This window comes from Lysobacter firmicutimachus (assembly GCF_037027445.1).
Lineage (GTDB): Bacteria > Pseudomonadota > Gammaproteobacteria > Xanthomonadales > Xanthomonadaceae > Lysobacter > Lysobacter firmicutimachus.
Window position 1 is genome coordinate 1,402,420 of the sequence record NZ_JBANDL010000002.1, and the last position, 19,158, is coordinate 1,421,577.

Annotated in this window: 12 protein-coding genes; 8 read left to right on the forward strand and 4 right to left on the reverse strand. The window is 67.6% G+C overall.

Annotated features, from left to right (window positions below):
* The first annotated feature begins 69 nt into the window (after window positions 1-69).
* The 5 genes from V2J18_RS06005 (at window position 70) to V2J18_RS06025 (ending at window position 5,122) form a co-directional block, all read left to right on the forward strand.
* A complete protein-coding gene (locus V2J18_RS06005) occupies window positions 70-1,164 on the forward strand; it encodes an OmpA family protein (protein WP_425605953.1) in 1,095 nt (364 codons plus the stop codon).
* 470 nt (window positions 1,165-1,634) lie between these two features.
* On the forward strand, window positions 1,635-2,714 hold the full coding sequence (locus V2J18_RS06010; protein WP_425605954.1) for an OmpA family protein: 1,080 nt from the start codon (window positions 1,635-1,637) through the stop codon (window positions 2,712-2,714).
* 247 nt (window positions 2,715-2,961) lie between these two features.
* Window positions 2,962-3,486, forward strand: coding sequence for a hypothetical protein (locus tag V2J18_RS06015; RefSeq protein WP_336131307.1), 525 nt, complete (start codon window positions 2,962-2,964; stop codon window positions 3,484-3,486).
* A gap of 113 nt (window positions 3,487-3,599) precedes the next feature.
* Window positions 3,600-4,337, forward strand: a complete 738-nt coding sequence (locus tag V2J18_RS06020) for a pseudouridine synthase (RefSeq protein WP_336131308.1) — start codon at window positions 3,600-3,602, stop codon at window positions 4,335-4,337.
* A gap of 266 nt (window positions 4,338-4,603) precedes the next feature.
* Window positions 4,604-5,122, forward strand: coding sequence for a hypothetical protein (locus tag V2J18_RS06025; protein WP_336131309.1), 519 nt, complete (start codon window positions 4,604-4,606; stop codon window positions 5,120-5,122).
* Window positions 5,123-5,245: 123 nt separating this feature from the next.
* Here V2J18_RS06025 and V2J18_RS06030 read toward each other — a convergent pair whose 3' ends face one another.
* The 4 genes from V2J18_RS06030 to tdh form a co-directional block, all read right to left on the reverse strand.
* The gene (locus tag V2J18_RS06030; RefSeq protein ID WP_336131310.1) at window positions 5,246-7,909 is read right to left on the reverse strand and encodes a prealbumin-like fold domain-containing protein; all 2,664 of its coding nucleotides are present in this window, start codon (window positions 7,907-7,909) and stop codon (window positions 5,246-5,248) included.
* 952 nt (window positions 7,910-8,861) lie between these two features.
* The gene (locus V2J18_RS06035) at window positions 8,862-9,266 is read right to left on the reverse strand and encodes a hypothetical protein (protein WP_064746169.1); all 405 of its coding nucleotides are present in this window, start codon (window positions 9,264-9,266) and stop codon (window positions 8,862-8,864) included.
* Window positions 9,267-9,343: 77 nt separating this feature from the next.
* Window positions 9,344-10,540, reverse strand: a complete 1,197-nt coding sequence (kbl, locus tag V2J18_RS06040) for a glycine C-acetyltransferase (protein ID WP_336131311.1) — start codon at window positions 10,538-10,540, stop codon at window positions 9,344-9,346.
* A 112-nt stretch (window positions 10,541-10,652) separates the two neighbouring features.
* The gene (gene tdh / locus V2J18_RS06045; protein ID WP_186442487.1) at window positions 10,653-11,687 is read right to left on the reverse strand and encodes an L-threonine 3-dehydrogenase; all 1,035 of its coding nucleotides are present in this window, start codon (window positions 11,685-11,687) and stop codon (window positions 10,653-10,655) included.
* A 146-nt stretch (window positions 11,688-11,833) separates the two neighbouring features.
* On the opposite strand from tdh, the gene V2J18_RS06050 reads away from it, so the two are divergent.
* From V2J18_RS06050 to V2J18_RS06060, 3 genes are all read left to right on the forward strand, one after another.
* Window positions 11,834-13,987, forward strand: coding sequence for a S46 family peptidase (locus tag V2J18_RS06050; protein WP_336131312.1), 2,154 nt, complete (start codon window positions 11,834-11,836; stop codon window positions 13,985-13,987).
* Window positions 13,988-14,208: 221 nt separating this feature from the next.
* A complete protein-coding gene (locus tag V2J18_RS06055) occupies window positions 14,209-16,308 on the forward strand; it encodes a S46 family peptidase (RefSeq protein WP_186442489.1) in 2,100 nt (699 codons plus the stop codon).
* A 454-nt stretch (window positions 16,309-16,762) separates the two neighbouring features.
* Window positions 16,763-18,958 (forward strand): S46 family peptidase, encoded by a 2,196-nt coding sequence (locus V2J18_RS06060; RefSeq protein WP_064746164.1) that lies wholly within the window; start codon window positions 16,763-16,765, stop codon window positions 18,956-18,958.
* Window positions 18,959-19,158: the final 200 nt, after the last annotated feature.

A 19,158-nucleotide genomic window follows, 5' to 3' on the forward strand; every position in this document is an offset into this window, starting at 1 on the left:
CGACCGTCCTGAACGGTAGAAACCTCGCAGACGCGGTTTTCCGAATTTTTTTGACTCAGGAGCTACAAGATGAATAAGAAACTCCTCTGCGCCGCCCTGCTGGGTGGCCTGAGCCTCGCCCAGGTCGCCAGCGCGCAGGACTTCGACGACCGCTGGTACCTGACCGGTTCGGCCGGCATGAACGTCCAGGACAACGACCGCGGCACCCGCAACGCTCCGTTCGGCGCGATCGGCCTGGGTAAGTTCCTCAACCAGAACTGGTCGCTGGACGGCGAGCTGAACTATCAGAACCCGAAGTTCGACGCCAACCAGGACGCCAACTGGAGCCAGTACGGCATCTCCTTCGACCTGCGCCGCCACTTCGTCACCGAAGGCCGCAACTGGAACCCGTACCTGCTGATGGGCCTGGGCTACCAGCGCTCGGAAGAAGAGTATCTGTCGGCCGTGAACCTGCTGCCGGCCGAGCGTAAGGAAGGCAACGTGGCCGCCAAGGTCGGCGTCGGCGTCCAGGGCGACCTGGGCCGCGTCGGCATCCGCACCGAGCTGGCCTACCGCGCCGACTTCGACGACAACAGCGTCAACGGCGTCGATCGCAACGGCAAGTCGGAAGACTGGTTCGGCGACGTGCTGGCTTCGGTCGGCATCATCGTCCCGCTGGGTCCGGAGCCGGTGGCTGCGGTGGCTCCGGCTCCGGTCGTGGAGCCGGGCTGCGCCGACAAGGACGACGACGGCGACGGCGTGAACAACTGCGACGACAAGTGCCCGGGTTCGCAGGCTGGCCAGACCATCGGTCCGGACGGCTGCCCGGTGCCGGTCACCATCGACCTGAAGGGCGTGAACTTCGACTTCGACAAGTCGACCCTGCGTCCGGACGCGGTGGCGATCCTCAACGAGGCCGTCGAGATCCTGAAGCGCTACCCCGACCTGAAGGTGGAAGTGGCCGGCCACACCGACCTGTGCGGTAAGGACGACTACAACCAGAAGCTGTCGGAGCGTCGCGCCAAGGCCGCTTACGACTACCTGACCAGCAACGGCGTCGACGCCGGTCGCCTGCAGGGTCCGGTCGGCTACGGCGAGAGCCGTCCGCTGGAATCGACCCCGCAGACCTTCCCGGCCTGCAAGAGCGAGGTCAACCGTCGTACCGAGCTGAACGTCCAGAACTAATCGTCTGGAACGGCGCAGGCTCCGGCCTGCGCACGGCAGCACCCACGAAGCCCGGCCTCGCGCCGGGCTTCGTTTTTTCGCGGGCCGAATCGATATTCGCGCCGCAGCGCAGCAACCCCGGCGGGGTGGCCTGCGGACATCGCGCCTGCGGGGTACGGCGCATGTAAATCGAAAAATACGACGGTTTACGCAAAATCTTCGGGCAACGTGACCGTTCGTCGGCCGAAACGTCCGCAAATGGGAGATCATCCCGCCGGCGCGTTAATTGACGCAGGTTTGGCGCCGTCCAGGCCGACGTTAAGTGGTATTAACAAACACCTTGACGGTGTATGATCCCCCCGCCAGTGACCGCGGCGCCGGCCCTGCCGGGAGCTGACCGTGTCTCTGTCACAGGAGCAGCGCCGCATAAGACTGTCCCGATCAAACAGTCCCGATCACCCCCCGTTCCGATCGATCTGAAGGAGTTAGAGATGAAGATCCGTATGTTGAGCACCGCACTGCTGGCGGGCTTGGCTTTTTCGCAGGTGGCCAGCGCGCAGGATTTCGATGACCGCTGGTACCTCACCGGCTCGGCCGGCATGAACGTCCAGGACAACGACCGCGGCACCCGCAACGCTCCGTTCGGCGCGATCGGCCTGGGCAAGTTCCTGAGCCCGAACTGGTCGCTCGACGGCGAGCTGAACTACCAGAACCCGAAGTTCGACGCCAACCAGGATCTGAACTGGAGCCAGTACGGCATCTCGCTCGACCTGCGCCGCCATTTCGTCACCGAAGGCCGCAACTGGAACCCGTACCTGCTGATGGGCCTGGGCTACCAGCGCTCGGAAGAGGAATACGTGGTCAACTCGCCGCTGTCGCCGGCCGAGCGTAAGGACGGCAACTTCGCCGCCAAGGTCGGCGTGGGCGTTCAGGGCGACCTGGGCCGCGTCGGCATCCGCACCGAGCTGGCCTACCGCGCCGACTTCGACGACAGCAGCGTCGCTGCTCCGCAGGAAGACTGGTTCGGCGACGTGCTGGCTTCGGTCGGCATCATCGTCCCGCTGGGTCCGGAGCCGGTGGCTGCGGTGGCTCCGGCTCCGGTCGTGGAGCCGGGCTGCGCCGACAAGGACGACGACGGCGACGGCGTGAACAACTGCGACGACAAGTGCCCGGGTTCGCAGGCTGGCCAGACCATCGGTCCGGACGGCTGCCCGGTGCCGGTCACCATCGACCTGAAGGGCGTGAACTTCGACTTCGACAAGTCGACCCTGCGTCCGGACGCGGTGGCGATCCTCAACGAGGCCGTCGAGATCCTGAAGCGCTACCCCGACCTGAAGGTGGAAGTGGCCGGCCACACCGACCTGTGCGGTAAGGACGACTACAACCAGAAGCTGTCGGAGCGTCGCGCCAAGGCCGCTTACGACTACCTGACCAGCAACGGCGTCGACGCCGGTCGCCTGCAGGGTCCGGTCGGCTACGGCGAGAGCCGTCCGCTGGAATCGACCCCGCAGACCTTCCCGGCCTGCAAGAGCGAGGTCAACCGTCGTACCGAGCTGAACGTCCAGAACTAATCGTCTGGAACGGCGCAGGCTCCGGCCTGCGCGCGGCAGCACCCACGAAGCCCGGCCTCGCGCCGGGCTTCGTTTTTTTCCGCTCGGCGCCGGCCGCGCCGAAGCTGACCAAGCTGAATTGAGCATCGCGCGAAAAAACCTCGATAACCGCCTGATTTCGCGGGTTGTCCGGCGCGTTCGCCGCGCCTACACTGGCGCATCGTTCAACGGTGCGGCGATGCGTTCGCGCCGAACCCGGGAGATCCACATGCGCCGAGTCCTTGCCGCCACGTCGTTGTTCCTGTTCGCCGCCGCGGCGCAGGCGCAGACCGCCAATTGCGCGGCGCTCACCGCCGCGCGCGCGCAGCCGGTCGAGCCGACCCTGATCGCGCCGATCGCGCCGGAACTGGTCGCGCCCGCGCACCAGCTCGGCGCGCCGAGCGGCGTGCTGTCGCAGGCGCTGGACGAAGCCCTGTCGGTCGACCAGGTGCTGCTGCGCATCCGCCTGGAAGGCTGCAACGTGGCCAAGGCCGCGCCGGCTTCGACCGGCATGCCCTCGGCCAACGACCCGGCCGCCTACAAGCCCAAGACCGAATTCGACAACACGCCGTGGCGCTTCAACATGAGCCAGGGCGGCAAGCGCATGACCGCCGACGAGTTCAGCGCCTGGATGAAGGCCAAGGGCGTGCGCGTGGCCAAGGGCAACGGCACGGCGGCTGCGCCGGCCGCGCCCGCACCGGCGCCGGTCGCCGAAGCCGCGCCGGCCGCGGCCGAGAAGGGCAAGAAGAAGTAAGCCGCGCCAGCGGCGCAAGCGATGCGGCCGCGGGCATTGCCTGCGGCCGTTTCGTTTTTGGCGCCGCGCGCGGCGGTCGCCGTCGTTTCGCAGCCGAGTACCGAGTCGTCGCCTTGAGTCCGCCTCCGCCCCGCCATGGTCTGGCCCGCGTGCTGTCCAAGCAGGGCCTATGCTCGCGCAGCGAGGCGGCGAAATGGATCGCCGCCGGGCGCGTCGCGGTCGACGGCCGGGTGGTGCGCGATCCGGAGTTTCCGATCGTGCAGGGACGTCAGCGCATCGCCGTCGACGGTCAGGCGATCGAAGCCGCGCAACGCCTCTATCTGATGCTCAACAAGCCGCGCGGCCTGGTGACCACCGCCCAGGACGAGCGCGGCCGCGACACGGTCTACCGTTGCTTCGACGGCGCTCAGCTCGACGGCTCGCCGTTGCCTTGGCTGGCGCCGGTCGGGCGGCTGGACAAGGCCAGCGAGGGCCTGCTGCTGTTCAGCAACGACCCGCAATGGGCGGCCGCGATCACCGACCCCGAGCGTGGCCCGGACAAGACCTACCACGTACAGGTCGACGCGATTCCCGACGCAGCCCTGCTCGCGGCCTTGCATGCCGGCGTCGCCGAAGACGGCGAGCTGTTGCGCGCCAAGTCGGCGACCCTGCTGCGCGCCGGCGAGCGCAACGCCTGGTTGGAGATCGTGCTCGACGAGGGCCGCAACCGGCAGATCCGACGCCTGCTGGCCGCGTTCGACCTGGAGGTGCTGCGGCTGGTGCGGGTCGCGATCGGCGCGCTGGCGCTCGGCGATCTGGCCAAGGGGCAATGGCGGCGACTGGACCCGCAGGACCTGCAGCGGCTGCGCTGAGCGTGCCGCGGCGCACCCCGGCGGCAGCGGAAATCCGACCGCAGTAACGGTCGCGGGCGCCGTCTGCGGCTTATGGTGGGCGCCGGAAACGCCGCTGCGCTCCGCGCGCGGCCATCGCGCGACAAGGAGGTGCGCCGCCGGCCCGGGCCATGCCCGCAGGAGGCCGGCCCGATCGGAGCATCGCAAACCCTAACGTGGTTCCCATCGCGCCTTGCGGCCCCCCGGCCCGCGGCGCGCCGACTCGTCATGCCAAGGAGAGACCTACGATGTCGCAGCAAACCCTCACGCCCGCGCGCAAGCCCCACGCCTGGACCCAGCGCCTGCGCGCTCTGCTGATCGCCGCATTGTTGAGCTTCAGCGCCGGCGCCATCGCCGACCCGGCGATCGCCAACCAGATCCTGCAGGCGGTGCGTTACGACCGGCAGATCCTGGACATGGATCTGCAGATCGCCAAGATCCACGTGCAGAACGGCAACGTCGCCCAGGCGCGGCTCTATTACACGCGCGCGCATATGGACGCGACCATGCTCAGCGTCCAACTGGCCAAACTGCAGCAGCAGAATCTGGATTCGCTCAACCGCGGCCTGTACAGCAACCGCACGGCGATGGAGTTGGCGGTCTCCAAGGGCCAGATGGCCAAGCTGCAAAGCCAGTACATCGAGATGGACCTGGCGATCCTGTCTCAGCTGCCGACCTCGATGGAACATCGGGTCAAGCTGGATATGGATCTGCTGATGTTCAACATGACCATGCAGCAATTGGAACAGGCGATGCGCGACGCTTGAGCGTGCCCGGCCCGACGGGGCGGCCGCTGTGGCCGCCCCGTCCTGATAGTGCACCCGCTCGGAGAAATAGGGTGATGGCCGACCGCTAGGATGAGTGAGCCGTACGAACTACGCCGCCTTGTCCTAATTCACCACGCAGGTGAGCGTTACCGTCACGCTCGCACCGTTAGCCAAGGTGCCCAACGCTACGCCGCTTCCCAATTGCGCCAGGGTCAACCCGGCCGGGCAGGCCGTGCCGCTGCAGGTCGGAGGCGCGGTGCAGGTCAGGCCGATGCGGCTGCCGGGCGGGTCGGTCAGGATCGCGCCGGTCACCGCGTCCGGGCCGTTGTTGGTGACGAGGATGGTGTAGGTCGTGGTTGCGCCCCGGGTCAGCGTATCGCCGGCCTGGTCGTTAGGCCCCGAGCCCGGCGTATTGGTCTTGCTGATCGACAGGTCCGACAGGCTGCGCGTATTGGTGTACGTGCAAGTGACCGTTTCGCCGGTAGCCAAGCCGATCGTCGCCGTCGCCCCGCTGGTCGTGGTTCCCCCGCTGGGATCGCTGCAACTCAAGCCGGTCAGGTTCCAGCCCGAGCCGGCCGCGGCCGCCACTTCCGTCACCGTGTAACTGCCTGCGGCCAGACCGGTGAAGGTCCTGGTATTGGACAGCGTAGCGTCGGCATCGTCGTCCAGGCTGAAGCCGCTCAGGCCCGTGCCGGTCGTAGTGAAGGCGAAATCCTGCGCATCGTTCGGCACCGCGTCCTTGACGATGGTGATCGTGCCCTGCTTGGTATTGGTGTACGTGCACTGCACCTGATCGCCGGTGCCCACGTTGCTGAGCGTCGCCACTCCCGTCGCCGGATCGGTGGCGATCGTCGGCTGCGTGCCCACGCTGCCCAGGTCCGTACAGCTCAAAGCGGTCAGCGCGAACCCCTCGGTCGGCATCTCGGTGATCGTTACCGTCGTGGTGTCGGCCCCTGTCAGCCCGCTCACGCTGGTGTTGGTCGCCGCCGAGCCCGTTGCCGTGGTCAGCACCTGCGGGCCGGCCGGGTTGATCGTCGTACCCGCCAGCGACGAGGTCTGGGTAAAGTTGAACGTCCCGTCGCCCCCCACCGTATTCTTCACGATCACGATGCGCGGGTTGCGCACGTTGTTGAACGTGCAAGTCACGTCAGCGCCGGGCACCAGAGTCACCGTCGCCGTGCCGTTCGGCGAGCCGCTCGGGGCGGCGTTGTCGACATTGGTCGAGAACAGGCTGCCTACCGGCGCGCCCGCAGCATCTGCGCAGACGATGTTGACTAGGTCGTACTGATTGATGTCGGCGCTATTCAACTCGTTGAGAGCGATGGTCCCTGCAGGAACAATGTTGCTGTAGGTCTGGGTCGCGGTCAGTGAAGATCCTGATGCTACCGAGGGATTGAGTTGGAAGTTGGTTGCTGTGGCCGCGTTCGGCGAGCCGGTCGCCGTTGCCGGTACTCCCGACTGGGTGAAATCGAAGGCCGTGCCCTGACCCGTCGGCACCGACTTCACGACGCGCAACGTCGCGTACTGGATCAGGCCGATATTGAAATTGGGATGGATGCCGCTGGGATCGTCGGAGCGCAGCACATTGAGGATGCCGTCGCGCGGCTGCACGCCGGTGGAGCCGTAGGTGGCATTGGGCGTCTCGCTGATCACGGTATAGCCGCTGGGCCAGGAGGCTGTGTTGATCGTCTGGCCTGGGGCGGGCGCTGAATTGAGCAGGACGAGCTTTTGCCCGATGTCGGCCGTGGACCACGCAGCCAAGTTGAGCGCGTAGGTGCCGTCAGCGGCTATCTGAACGAAATCGATGACTTTGCCGTTGTTTCCGATCGCTGCCACGTATGGCAGCGTTGCGCTGAACAGGCCGTCGCCGGCGTCGTAGAGGCCGTTCTGGTTGTTGTCCAGATAGATTCGGCCGCTGATCGTAGCGGTGGCCATTTCGATCAGGATGTCGTCGACCACCAAGTCGTTGCCGGAGGTGGTGACGAAAGCAGGCGCGGAATTGTAGAAATTGAAATACAGGGCCGAGCCGGCGTAATTGACCGGCAATTGGAACTGCAGGGAACGATTGATCCAAGGGATCACGTTCTGAACCGCAGGCACCGAATCATCCGGCGGCGGGGTGATCCCAAAAGCAGGGCCCCCGGCATTGGAAGCGCGCGGCAAGGCCGTTGCGCCGTTGGGGTCGCTGCCGTACAGGATGCCCGTGCCGTTGGCCCCGTCGCGCACGGTCATGCCGATGTACGCATCGAAATAACCGCCGCCCGCGTACGAGCGCAGGATATTGGCGGCCCAATAGTTCAAACGGTAGCTTGCGCCGGGGATGTCGGCCACCGCAGTGCTGTACAGGTAGTAGGTGCCGTTGGCCTCACCCAGGCGAGCCGGATTGGCGTTGAACAACGCCATGTAGCCGGTGCCGGTGGTGTGGTCCCCGCCGTGCTGCCATTGATTGCTGTACCCGAAGCCGAAGTCGTCGCTGTAGGTCGGGTTCTTGGTGACCGAGTATTGCCCGTCCGCCACCCCGCCCGTGCCGTTGTAAACGGTGGTGTTCGTGTTGGGCGCATAGTCGGTGGTGCCGGGGTTGAGTTCGACCGTCGGACTAGTACTGACGTTCGGCGCCCCCGTTCCGAATGTTTCGTCGACCAGCGCCCGCCAGGTCGACTGCGCGTGTGCGACCGGCATTGTCAGCAACGCCGCGGCCAAGATCGTAATTCGCCCGATCGGGTGCCGGGCGACGCTGCGGCTCCGGTAAGGCCGCGCTGCCGTCGCGCCGGCCAGGGCTGTATGCATGGTTCTCATCGAAGCGGCCTCTCTAGCTGTCCAGACGAATTCGCGACAGCGCTCGCCGCGGCGAGGGGCGTCCGGCCGTCGACTCGGTACCACCGGCCGAGCGGGCGAAGCGGGTCCCGCCCGGCGCCGCACCCGGCACCGGAAGTTCGGGCCATTGATAAAAAGGAGGAGACCCAAGCAGTTCGTGCGCTTGCAGATCCTGCGCGGTCAAACGGGCGCGAATTGGCGCATTTCGTCGCCCTGGGGCGACAGCCTTTGTGAGCATTCGGAGGTCGCCCCTCGGCGGTGGTTACGTTGCGAATGTAGAAACCGCTCGCCGCAGACCGCGGGAGGCATTTATTCGCCATTTATCCCGGTTTGCCGGGTCGGCTACGGCGGCCTTGGAACCCGGCCGAACCAGAAAGCCCCGCGACGTCCCGTCCTGCCGAAACGGGAAGGGAACTCGCGGTTGCGCTACAGGCGCTCGATTGCGCGCCCGATTGCTCAAGCACTTTTATCGGGCGACGGGTTGCTATCCCGAAGCCGGTCCTCAACCCTGCCGGCGAGAGGATGCTGTGCCGTGCGCGGAAGGCCCCGAAGGGGGCGAGCGAAGGGGGCATGCATGAGAACCAAGCCGAGTCCTTCGATACCCGCTCACGTAGGCGGGAAGGGGGTGTGGGTCAGGCTGCTCGTCTGTTTGGCTGGCTGGGCCGCGGTAATGGACTGGCGGGAGGGTTTTCGCCGTCGGCCGATCAGGCAGAGCGTCGAGAAGATCCGGTTGGCGGCACGGACACCAGGCCTTCCGCGAGCGGGGCCCGGTTACTGCGTCCGCATGCCCCACCTCAGCGGCGCACCCGCACCATTTCATTGGATGGATGCGCCATCGGAGCTCGGCCTGAGCTTCCATCGCGATGCGCGACAACGCGTCGGGCACCACACCGAACGACGCGTCCCGGCCTCTGCCCCTGAATCCCTAGTCTCCCATCCCGTCGCCTAGGGGCTCCCGCCAGCGCGCCAGGCGCGCATCGAGCAGCGCCGCGACCACGTCCCGCGCCCGCGCATCGCCGGGGCCGCGCGCGTCGTGGCTGGCGCCCTTGCCGTGATTGCAGGGCGCGCAGGCGAGGGCGAGGTTGCGCGGGTCGTCGGCGTCTTCGCCGACCTGTGCGGTCAGCGCCGCCGCGGCGCGACGGCCGAACCAGGCGCTGGGCACCACGTGTTCGAGCGAGGCCGAGCCGATCGCTGTGCCGTCTTCGCGCAGGGCGAGCGCGCGCCGGCAGTGCAGGCAGCGCGTGCGCCACACGCCGTCGGCAGGGGCGAAGCTCGCCAGCGCGTCGGTGCGCACGGCTTGCAGCAAGCGGCGGCGCAGAGCAGCGCGCACGGGCTCAACAAACGCGAACGGCGCCGGGAGTGCCGGCGCCGTCGCGGAAGCGGTCGGTGTCCGCCGTCACCGGTGGCTCAGCCCTGGATCACGCCGAGCTCGCGGCCGATCTTGACGAAGGCGTCGATCGCCCGATCCAGGTGTTCGCGGGTATGCGCCGCCGACATCTGGGTGCGGATGCGCGCCTGGCCCTGCGGCACCACCGGGTAGAAGAAGCCGATCGCGTAGATGCCTTCCTCGAGCAGGCGTGCGGCGAACTTCTGCGCCAGCGGCGCGTCGTACAGCATCACCGGGCTGATCGGGTGCACGCCGGGCTTGACGTCGAAGCCGGCAGCGGTCATGCGCTCGCGGAAGTAGGCGGTGTTCTGCGCCAACCGTTCGCGCAGTTCGCCGGCGGCCGACAGCATCTCGAAGGCCTTGATGCCGGCGGCGACCACGTGCGGCGGCAGCGAGTTGGAGAACAGGTAGGGACGCGAACGCTGGCGCAGCAGTTCGACCACTTCCTTCTTGGCGGTGGTGAAGCCGCCGAGCGCGCCGCCCATGGCCTTGCCGAGGGTGCCGGTGAAGATGTCGATCTTGTCCATCACCCCCTTGACCTCGGCCGAGCCGCGGCCGTGGGCGCCGAGGAAGCCGGTGGCGTGGCACTCGTCGATATGGACCAGGGCGTTGTACTTCTTCGCCAACGCGGTGATCTCGTCCAGCGGGGCGATGAAGCCGTCCATCGAGAACACGCCGTCGCTGGTGATCAGCTTGGTCTTGCAGCCGGCCGCGTCGGCGGCCTGCAACTGCTTCTCCAGGTCGGCCATGTCGCAGTTGGCGTAGCGGAAGCGCTTGGCCTTGCACAGGCGCACGCCGTCGATGATCGAGGCGTGGTTGAGCGCGTCGGAGATGATCGCGTCGTTCTCGCCCAGCAGCGGCTCGAACAAGCCGCCGTTGGCGTCGAAGCAGGCGGCGTAGAGGATCGTATCCTCGGTGCCGAAGAAGTCGGCGATGGTCTTCTCGAGCCGCTTGTGCAGGTCCTGGGTGCCGCAAATGAAGCGCACCGAGGCCATGCCGAAGCCGTGCGTGTCCAGCGCGTCCTTGGCCGCCTGGATGATGTCCGGATGATCGGCCAGGCCGAGATAGTTGTTGGCGCAGAAATTCAGCACCGTGCGCCCGTCCTCCAGCGCGATCTGCGCCGACTGCGGGCTGGTGATGATGCGTTCGGACTTGAACAGCCCGGCGGCGCGGATCTCGTCGAGGGTGTCGGCGTAGTGTTGGGTCAGGGAGGGCATGGGATTGGGGAGTTGGGATTCGGGGATTGGCAAAGCGAAACGGCGCAGCGGCGAGGAAGCGGTTGGGGAGGGATCGCGTCGACGAATCCCCATTCCCGAATCCCGGCTCTCGTCAATTCCAGCTAAGCACGACCTTGCCCGCCTTGCCCGCTTCCATCAGGTCGAAGCCCTTCTGGAATTCGTCGATCGGCAGCTGGTGGGTCAGCACCTTGCCGAGCGGGAAGCCGGACAGCACCAGCTGGGTCATCTTGTACCAGGTCTCGTACATCTTGCGGCCGTAGATGCCGTGCAGGGTCAGGCCCTTGAAGATGATCTTGTCCCAGTCGGCGCCGGCGCCCTTGGGCATGATGCCGAGCATGGCGATCTTGCCGCCGTGGTACATGCAGTCGAGCATGTCGTTGAAGGCGCGCGGGTTGCCGCTCATCTCCAGGCCGACGTCGAAGCCTTCCATGTGCAGGTCGGCCATCACGTCCTTGAGCGACTGGTTGGCGACGTTGACCACGCGGGTCGCGCCCATGTCGGCGGCCAGTTTGAGGCGGAAGTCGTTGACGTCGGTGACCACCACGTTGCGCGCGCCGATGTGCTTGCAGATGCCGGCGGCGATGATGCCGATCGGGCCGGCGCCGGTGATGAGCACGTCCTCGCCGACCACGTCGAACTCCAGCGCGCAATGCGCGGCGTTGCCGTAGGGGTCGAAGAACGCGGCCAGTTCGCTCGGGATCTGGTCCGGGATCGGCCACAGGTTGCTGGCCGGCATGACGATGTATTCGGCGAAGGCGCCGTTGCGGTTGACGCCGATGCCGGTGGTGTTCGGGCACAGGTGCTGGCGGCCGGCGCGGCAGTTGCGGCAATGGCCGCAGACGATGTGGCCTTCGGCCGAGACGCGCTGGCCCGGGCGGTAGCCGGTGACGCCGGGGCCGAGGTCGACGATGCGGCCGACGAACTCGTGGCCGATCACCAGGCCGGGCTTGATCGTGCGCTGGCTCCAGTCGTCCCACAGGTAGATGTGCAGGTCGGTGCCGCAGATCGCGGTTTTCTCCAGCTTGATCAGCACCTCGTTCGGACCCGGCACCGGTACCGGCACCTCTTCCATCCAGATGCCCTTGCCGGCTTCGCGCTTGACCAGTGCCTTCATCGTTTGCGTCATGGGGTCGTTACCTGAGAGCCGCGGCGCCGCCGCGCGGGAAAGAAGCGCGAATTATACGCCGCCGCCCCGGGGCGGGCCGGGCCCGGGTTTGCCGGGGTCGGCCGGCTTGGCCTATCGTCGCGGCTTCGTAATGTCCCGGAACGACCATGCGCCCCCGTGTGTTAGCCCTGTCCCTGGCCCTGTGCGCGACCGCCGCCCAGGCCGATGAAGGCATGTGGATGCCTTCGCAATTGCCCGAGATCGCGCGCCAGCTGCGCGCCGCCGGCTTCCAGGGCGATCCCGCCGATTTGGCCGAGTTGACCCGCGCGCCGATGAACGCGGTGGTCAAGGTCGGCGGCGCCACGGGTGCCTTCGTCTCCGCCGACGGCCTGGTGCTGACCAACCACCACGTTGCGTTCGGCGTGATCCAGTACAACTCCAAGCCCGAGCGCGACCTGATCCACGACGGCTTCGTCGCCGCCGACCGCGCCGCCGAGCTGCCGGCCAACCCCGACTTCCGGGTGCTGGTCACCACCGGCTTCGACAAGGTCACCGAGCGCGTGCTCAAGGACGCGCGCGGCAAACGCGGCCGCGCCTACTACGACGCGGTCGACGCGGCCAGCAAGGCGCTGGTCGCCGAGTGCGAGCGCGAAGCGGGCTATCGCTGCAGCGTCGCCAACATGTACTACGGCACCGACTTCTATCTGATCCGCCAGCTCGAGCTGCGCGATGTGCGCCTGGTGTACGCGCCGCCGGACAGCATCGGCAACTACGGCGACGAGGTCGACAACTTCGTCTGGCCGCGCCACAGCGGCGACTTCACCTTGCTGCGCGCCTACGTCGGCAAGGACGGCCAGCCCGCCGACTACTCGCCCGACAACGTGCCCTACGCGCCGCCGGGGCATCTGCAGGTCGCCACCGAGCCGGTGCGCGAGGGCGACTACGCCATGCTCGCCGGCTATCCGGGCGTGACCTTCCGCCACCGCATGGCGTCCGAGTTCGTCCAGCAGATCGAGTGGCAGCTGCCGTCGCGAGTGGATCTGTACGCGGGCATGATCAAGACCATCGAGGCCGCCGCCGGCAACGACCCCGAGGCCAAGGTGCGCTACGCCGCCCAGGTCGCCGGCTTCAAGAACACCCTCAAGCGCGCCCAGGGCGAGCTCGACGGCCTGCGCCGCAGCGACGCGGTGCGGGTGCGGCGCGAGGACGAGGCGGCGATGCTGGCGTGGCTGGACAAACAGGCCGGCGCGCGCGCGACCCGGGCCGATATCGACTCGACCCAGAAGGTCCTCGACGCCGGCGCGGCCACGCGCGAGCGCGACCAGTTGTTGACCGCGATCCGCAGCCAGGCGCAACTGCTCGGCGCCGCGTTGACCGTGCAACGCCTGGCGCTGGAACGGGCCAAGCCCGACGCCGAGCGCGAATCGGGCTATCAACAGCGCGACGAGACCTTGATCGCCGGGCGCCTCAAGCAGGTGCAGCGCCGCTACTGGCCGGCGGTGGAGAAGGAGCTGCTGCGTCATCTGCTGCTGCAGTACAAGGCGCTGCCGAAGACTCTGCGCGTGGCCGAAATCGACCGCGTGTTCGAAGGCGAGGACGAGGCCGCGCTCAAGCGCAGCATCGATGCGCTGTACGCGCACACCGGTTTCGGCGAAGAAGCCGCGCGCCTGGAGGCGATGAAGAGCGACGCCAAGGCGCTGCAGTCTTCGGACGATTCGCTGCTGCGCGCGGCGGCGGCGCTGATGCCGGCCTTCCTGCGCATCGAGGAAGAGGGCAAGGTGCGCGAAGGCGAACTGCTGCGCCTGCGCCCGGCCTACATGCGCGCCTTGATCGCGTACCGGCACTCCCAAGGCCGCGCGGTGTACCCGGACGCGAACTCGACCCTGCGGGTCAGCTACGGTGCGGTCAGCACGATGGACCCGCGCGACGGCGTGCGCTACCAGGCCCTGACCACGGTCCAGGGCATCCTCGAGAAACACACCGGCAGCAAGCCCTTCGACGCGCCGCAGTCGCTGCGCGAGGCCATCGCCAAGGGCGATTTCGGCAGCACCGCCGATCCGCAGCTCAAGACCCAGACCGTCGACTTCCTGACCAACCTGGACACCACCGGCGGCAACTCCGGTTCGCCGGTGCTGGACGCCCGCGGCCGCCTGATCGGCTTGAACTTCGACAGCAACTGGGAGGCGGTCAGCGCCAGTTGGATGTACGACCCGCGCTACAAGCGCGCGATCCACGTCGACATGCGCTACCTGCGCTGGCTGCTGGCCAAGGTGTATCCGGCGCCGCATCTGCTGAAGGAAATGCAGTTGCCGGCGGAATGAGGCCGGAACAGGAGGCGGCGGACAGCGGGGCGGCTTTCCCTGTCCCGTCTGCTGATCCTCGGCCAAGCGCTATCTCATTGATTCCGTTGCAAGTTAAACTCGCAATCCATTTTTCTTCGTCGATCAGGGGTATACGCATGCGCTACACGACATTGGCCGCGGCCGTCGCGGCCGGGACGCTGGGCTTGGGCCTGGCCACGACGGCCGGCGCCGTCGAAGGCATGTGGGTGCCGCAGCAGTTGCCGGAGATTTCCGCGCCGCTGAAGAAGGCCGGACTCAAGCTCGACGCCAAGCAACTGGCCAACCTCACCGGCGATCCGATGGGCGCGGTGGTCTCGCTCGGCGGCTGCACCGCCAGCTTCGTCTCGCCGCGCGGCCTGGTGGTGACCAACCATCATTGCGCCTACGGCGCCATCCAGCTCAATTCGACCGCGCAGAAGAACCTGATGCGCGACGGCTTCAACGCCGCCACGCCGGGCGAGGAAGTTTCGGCCGGTCCGGCCTCGCGCATCTACGTGCTGGATTCGATCCAGGACGTGACCGCGCAGATCAAGGCCGCGATCGACGAGGCGGTCGAGCCGATCGACCGCACCCATGCGCTGGAGACCGTGCAGAAGCGCCTGATCGCGCAGTGCGAGGCCGAACCGGGCTACGGCTGCGAGGTCTACAGCTTCTTCGGCGGCAGCACCTACCGCCTGTTCCGCCGCATCGAGATCAAGGACGTGCGCCTGGTCTACGCGCCGCCCGGCAGCGTCGGCAACTACGGCGGCGAAGTCGACAACTGGATGTGGCCGCGCCACACTGGCGACTTCTCCTTCTATCGCGCCTATGTCGGCAAGGACGGCAAGCCGGCCGCATACTCGAAGGACAACGTGCCCTACCAGCCCCGGCACTACCTGAAGATCGCCGACAAGCCGCTGGGCGAGGGCGATTTCGTCATGGTCGCCGGGTACCCGGGCCGCACCAACCGCTACGCCCTGGCGGCGGAGTTCGACGCCACCGAAGGCTGGGCGTACCCGACCATCGCCCAGCACTACAAGAACCTGGTCGCCCTGGTCGGCGAAACCGCGAAAAAGGACCCCGAGATCGGGGTCAAGTACGCCAGCACCGTGCGCGGCTGGCAGAACACGCTGAAGAACTACGACGGTCAGCTGGAAGGCTTCGAACGCGTCGGCGTGTCCAAGAAGAAGCACGCCGACGAAGACGCGGTGTTGGCCTGGCTGGGCAAGCGCGGCAAGGCCGGCGCGCCGGCGCTGGCCGGTCACGCCAAGCTGGTCGAGCTGATCGAAGCGTCCAATGCGCACCGCGACCGCGACCTGGTGTTCTCGCAGCTGCGCCGCTTGGGCGTGGTCGCCGCCTCGGGCACGCTGTACCGGCTCGCGGTCGAGCGCGCCAAGCCCGACGCCGAGCGCGAGCCCGGCTATCAGCAGCGCGACCTGCCGTCGATCAAGGCCGCGCTGGAGCAGATGGAGCGCCGCTACGACCCGCGCATGGACCGCGAGCTGCAGGCCTATTGGCTGCGCGAGTACCTCAAGCTGCCGGCCGGCGAGCGCATCGCCGAACTCGACCGTTGGCTCGGCGGCAACGACGAGAAGGCGATCAAGCGTGGCCTGGACAAGCTAGCCAAGACCAAGCTCGGCAGCACCAAGGAGCGCCTGGCGTTGCTCGACGACGACCGCGCCGCGATGGACAAGAGCCGCGATCCGGCGATCCAGCTGGCCAAGGCGCTGTACCCGGCGGTGCTGCGCCTGGAGCAGGAAGGCAAGGCCCGCGACGGCGAAGCGCTGGTCGCGCGCCCGGCCTACCTGCAGGGCGTGATCGACTACCGCAAGAGCAAGAAGCAGGCGGTCTACCCGGACGCCAACTCGACCCTGCGCATCACCTTCGGCAACGTCAAGGCGTACACCAAGCTCGACGGCAGCAAGCAGGCCGCGTTCACCAAGCTCGAGGAAGTCGCGGCCAAGGCCACCGGCGAAGAGCCCTTCGACGCTCCGCAGAGCCTGCTCGACGCGATCGCGGGCAAGCAGTACGGCGGCCTGAGCGACAAGCGCCTGAAGACGGTGCCGGTGAACTTCCTGTCCGACCTGGACATCACCGGCGGCAACTCCGGTTCGCCGGTGTTGGACGGCGAGGGCAAGCTGGTCGGCCTGGCCTTCGACGGCAACTGGGAATCGGTGAGCTCGAACTGGCTGTTCGACCCGACCATGACCCGGATGATCTCGGTCGACCAGCGTTACATGCGCTGGATCATGCAGGAGGTCTATCCGGCGCCGCAGCTGCTGACCGAGCTGGGCGTGCCGATGCAGAAGCCGAAGAAGTAAGACGCTTCGCGCCGCGGTACCATGGATCCAAAAACGCCGGCCGCCTAGCGGCCGGTTTTTTTTTGCGCCGGCCGCGTACGGCTCGTAGGAGCGGCGTGAGCCCCGACATCCGAAGCGGTGTATGCAAGCGCGGCGGCCGGGCTGCGGATACCGGAATTGCGGTGCCGAACCGTGTCGCGCCGCTTCGGCCGATGGCGTGGTATTTCACCGTTTCGGATGTCGCGGCTCACGCCGCTCCTACAGGGACAGGGTTCGCAAGGACTGCGCCTGCTCTTGCTAATCCCCAATCCCCGCGTTAACGGAAATTTAGCGCCCGTACCCGCGCAATCTGAGCGTTGGGTGAAGCCATGTCCCGGCCGGCCGCCGCGCGATCGCCGCCGGCCGCATCCGGCATGGCCTTGGCCGAAACAGCCGGGCTAGACTCGTCCTCCCTTCGAGTCGATCGGACGTCTGGATGCGATACACGGTGCTGGCCCGCGCGGTGGTTGTGGCAGGAGGCTTGTTCGGCCTGGCGGCCTGGAACGGTCCCGCGCTTGCGGTCGAAGGCCTGTGGACGCCGTCGCAATGGCCGGAACTGGCGCCGCAGCTCAAGCAGGCCGGCCTGCGCGCCACGCCCAAGCAACTGGCGCAGTGGGCCGATCCCAAGGGCGATCCGCTCGGCGCGGTGGTGCCGCTGGGCAGCTGCACCGCCAGCTTCGTCTCGCCCAAGGGATTGTTGCTGACCAATCACCATTGCGCGCTCGGCGCGATCCAGCTCAATTCCACCGCGCAGAAGAATTTGCTGCGCGACGGCTTCCGCACCGGCACCAACAACGACGAGGTCTCGGCCGGGCCGAACGCGCGGATCTTCGTGCTCGACTCGGTGCAGGACGTGACCGCGCGGGTGCAGACGGCGCTAAGCGCCGCCGCCGATCCGCTGGCGCGGATCGCCGCGCTCGACGCGCTGGAGCGGCAGCTGATCGCCGAATGCGAAGCCGAGCGCGGCTATGCCTGCCGCTTGTACAGCTACAGCGGCGGCAACCGCTATCAGCTCCAGCGCAATATCGAGATCCGCGACCTGCGCCTGGTCTATGCGCCGCCGGACAGCATCGGCAACTTCGGCGGCGAGAACGACAACTGGATGTGGCCGCGCCACACCGGCGACTTCGCTTTCTATCGCGCCTACGTCGGCCAGGACGGCAAACCGGCGGCGTTCGCCATCGACAACGTGCCCTATCAGCCCAAGCGCTGGCTCAAGATCGCCGACAAGCCGCTGGGCGCTGGCGATTTCGTCGCCGTGGCCGGCTTTCCGAGCCTGACCAACCGTTATGCGATGGCCGACGACTTCGCCGCCAACGCCGACTGGACTTATCCGACCGTGGCCGGGCATTACCGCCGCCTGGCCGCGCTGGTCGAAAGCGAGACGCGCAAGAGCCCCGAGATCGCCGGCAAGTACGCCGCGACCGTGCGCGGCTGGCAGGGCGCGGCGGTCAACTACGACCGCCAGCTCGAGGGTTTCCGCCGCGCCGGCGCGGTCCAGGCCAAGCGCGAGGAAGAAGCCGCGCTGCTGGCCTGGCTGCGCAAGCAGGGCGCGGCCGGCGAGCCGGCGCTGGCCGCGCATGCGCGCCTGCTCGAACTCGGCGCGCAGGCGCGCGCAGTGCGCGAGCGCGAGCTGATCCTGGGCCAGCTGTTCGCGACCGGCTCGCTGGGCGCGGCGACCCAGCTCTACCGCAACTCGATCGAGCGGGCCAAGCCCGATGCACAGCGCGAGGCGGGCTATCGCCAGCGCGACGCGGCCGCGTTCGAGAACGGCCTGCGCCAGGCCGATCGCCGTTCCGATCCGCGCGTGGACCGGGCGCTGTACGACTACTGGCTGCGCGAGTACCTCAAGCTGCCCAAGGAACAGCGCGTCGCCGCGCTGGACCAGTGGCTGGAAGGCGACGACGAGAAGGCGGTCAAGCGCGCCCTCGACCGTCTGGGCAAGGCGCGCCTGGGCACGCCGGAGCAGCGCGCCGGTTGGCTCAAGGCCGACAGCGCCGCGTTCGAGAAGAGCAAGGACGGCGCGATCCAGTTCGCGATCGCGGCGATGCCGACCCTGCTGCAATCCGAGCGCGACATCCGCAACCGCGCCGGCGAAACCCTGAGCGTGCGGCCGGCCTACCTCAAGGCGCTGGCCGATTTCCGCAAGAGCCAGGGGCGCGTCGCCTATCCCGACGCCAACGGTTCGCTGCGCCTGGGCTACGGCACGGTCGTCGCCTACACCAAGGACGGCGGCGCCAAACCATTGCCGTTCACCCGGGCCGAGGAGATCGCCGCGCGGCATACCGGCAGCGAGCCGTTCAAGGCGCCGCCGGTGCTGCTGGAGGGCGTGCGCACCAAGCGCTACGGCGCGCTGGCCGACAAGCGACTGGGCTCGTTGCCGGTGAACTTCCTGTCCGACCTGGACATCAGCGGCGGCAACTCGGGCTCGCCGGTGCTGGACGGGCAGGGCAAGTTGGCCGGCCTGGTGTTCGACAGCAACCTGGAGTCGGTGAGCGCGAGCTGGGTGTTCGATCCGGCCGCGACGCGGACGATCTCGGTGGATCAGCGCTATATGCGCTGGATCATGCAGGAGGTGTTCCCGGCGCCGCGCCTGCTGGCCGAGATGGGCGTGCCTGCCGGCGGCAAATAGCGCCGCTTTTGTAGGAGCGGCGTCCCACGGGGATTTCCTTCGGTCATAAGCCGCGACCAACCGCAGCGGTGCAATACCACGCTGCGGCCGAAGCTCCGCTGCGACAAGACCAATCGCCTTTGCCGGGTCGGTTCTGGCTTCGGAAAGTCTCGCTCGCGTACATCGCTTCGGTTGTCGCGGCTGACGCCGCTCCTACAGGG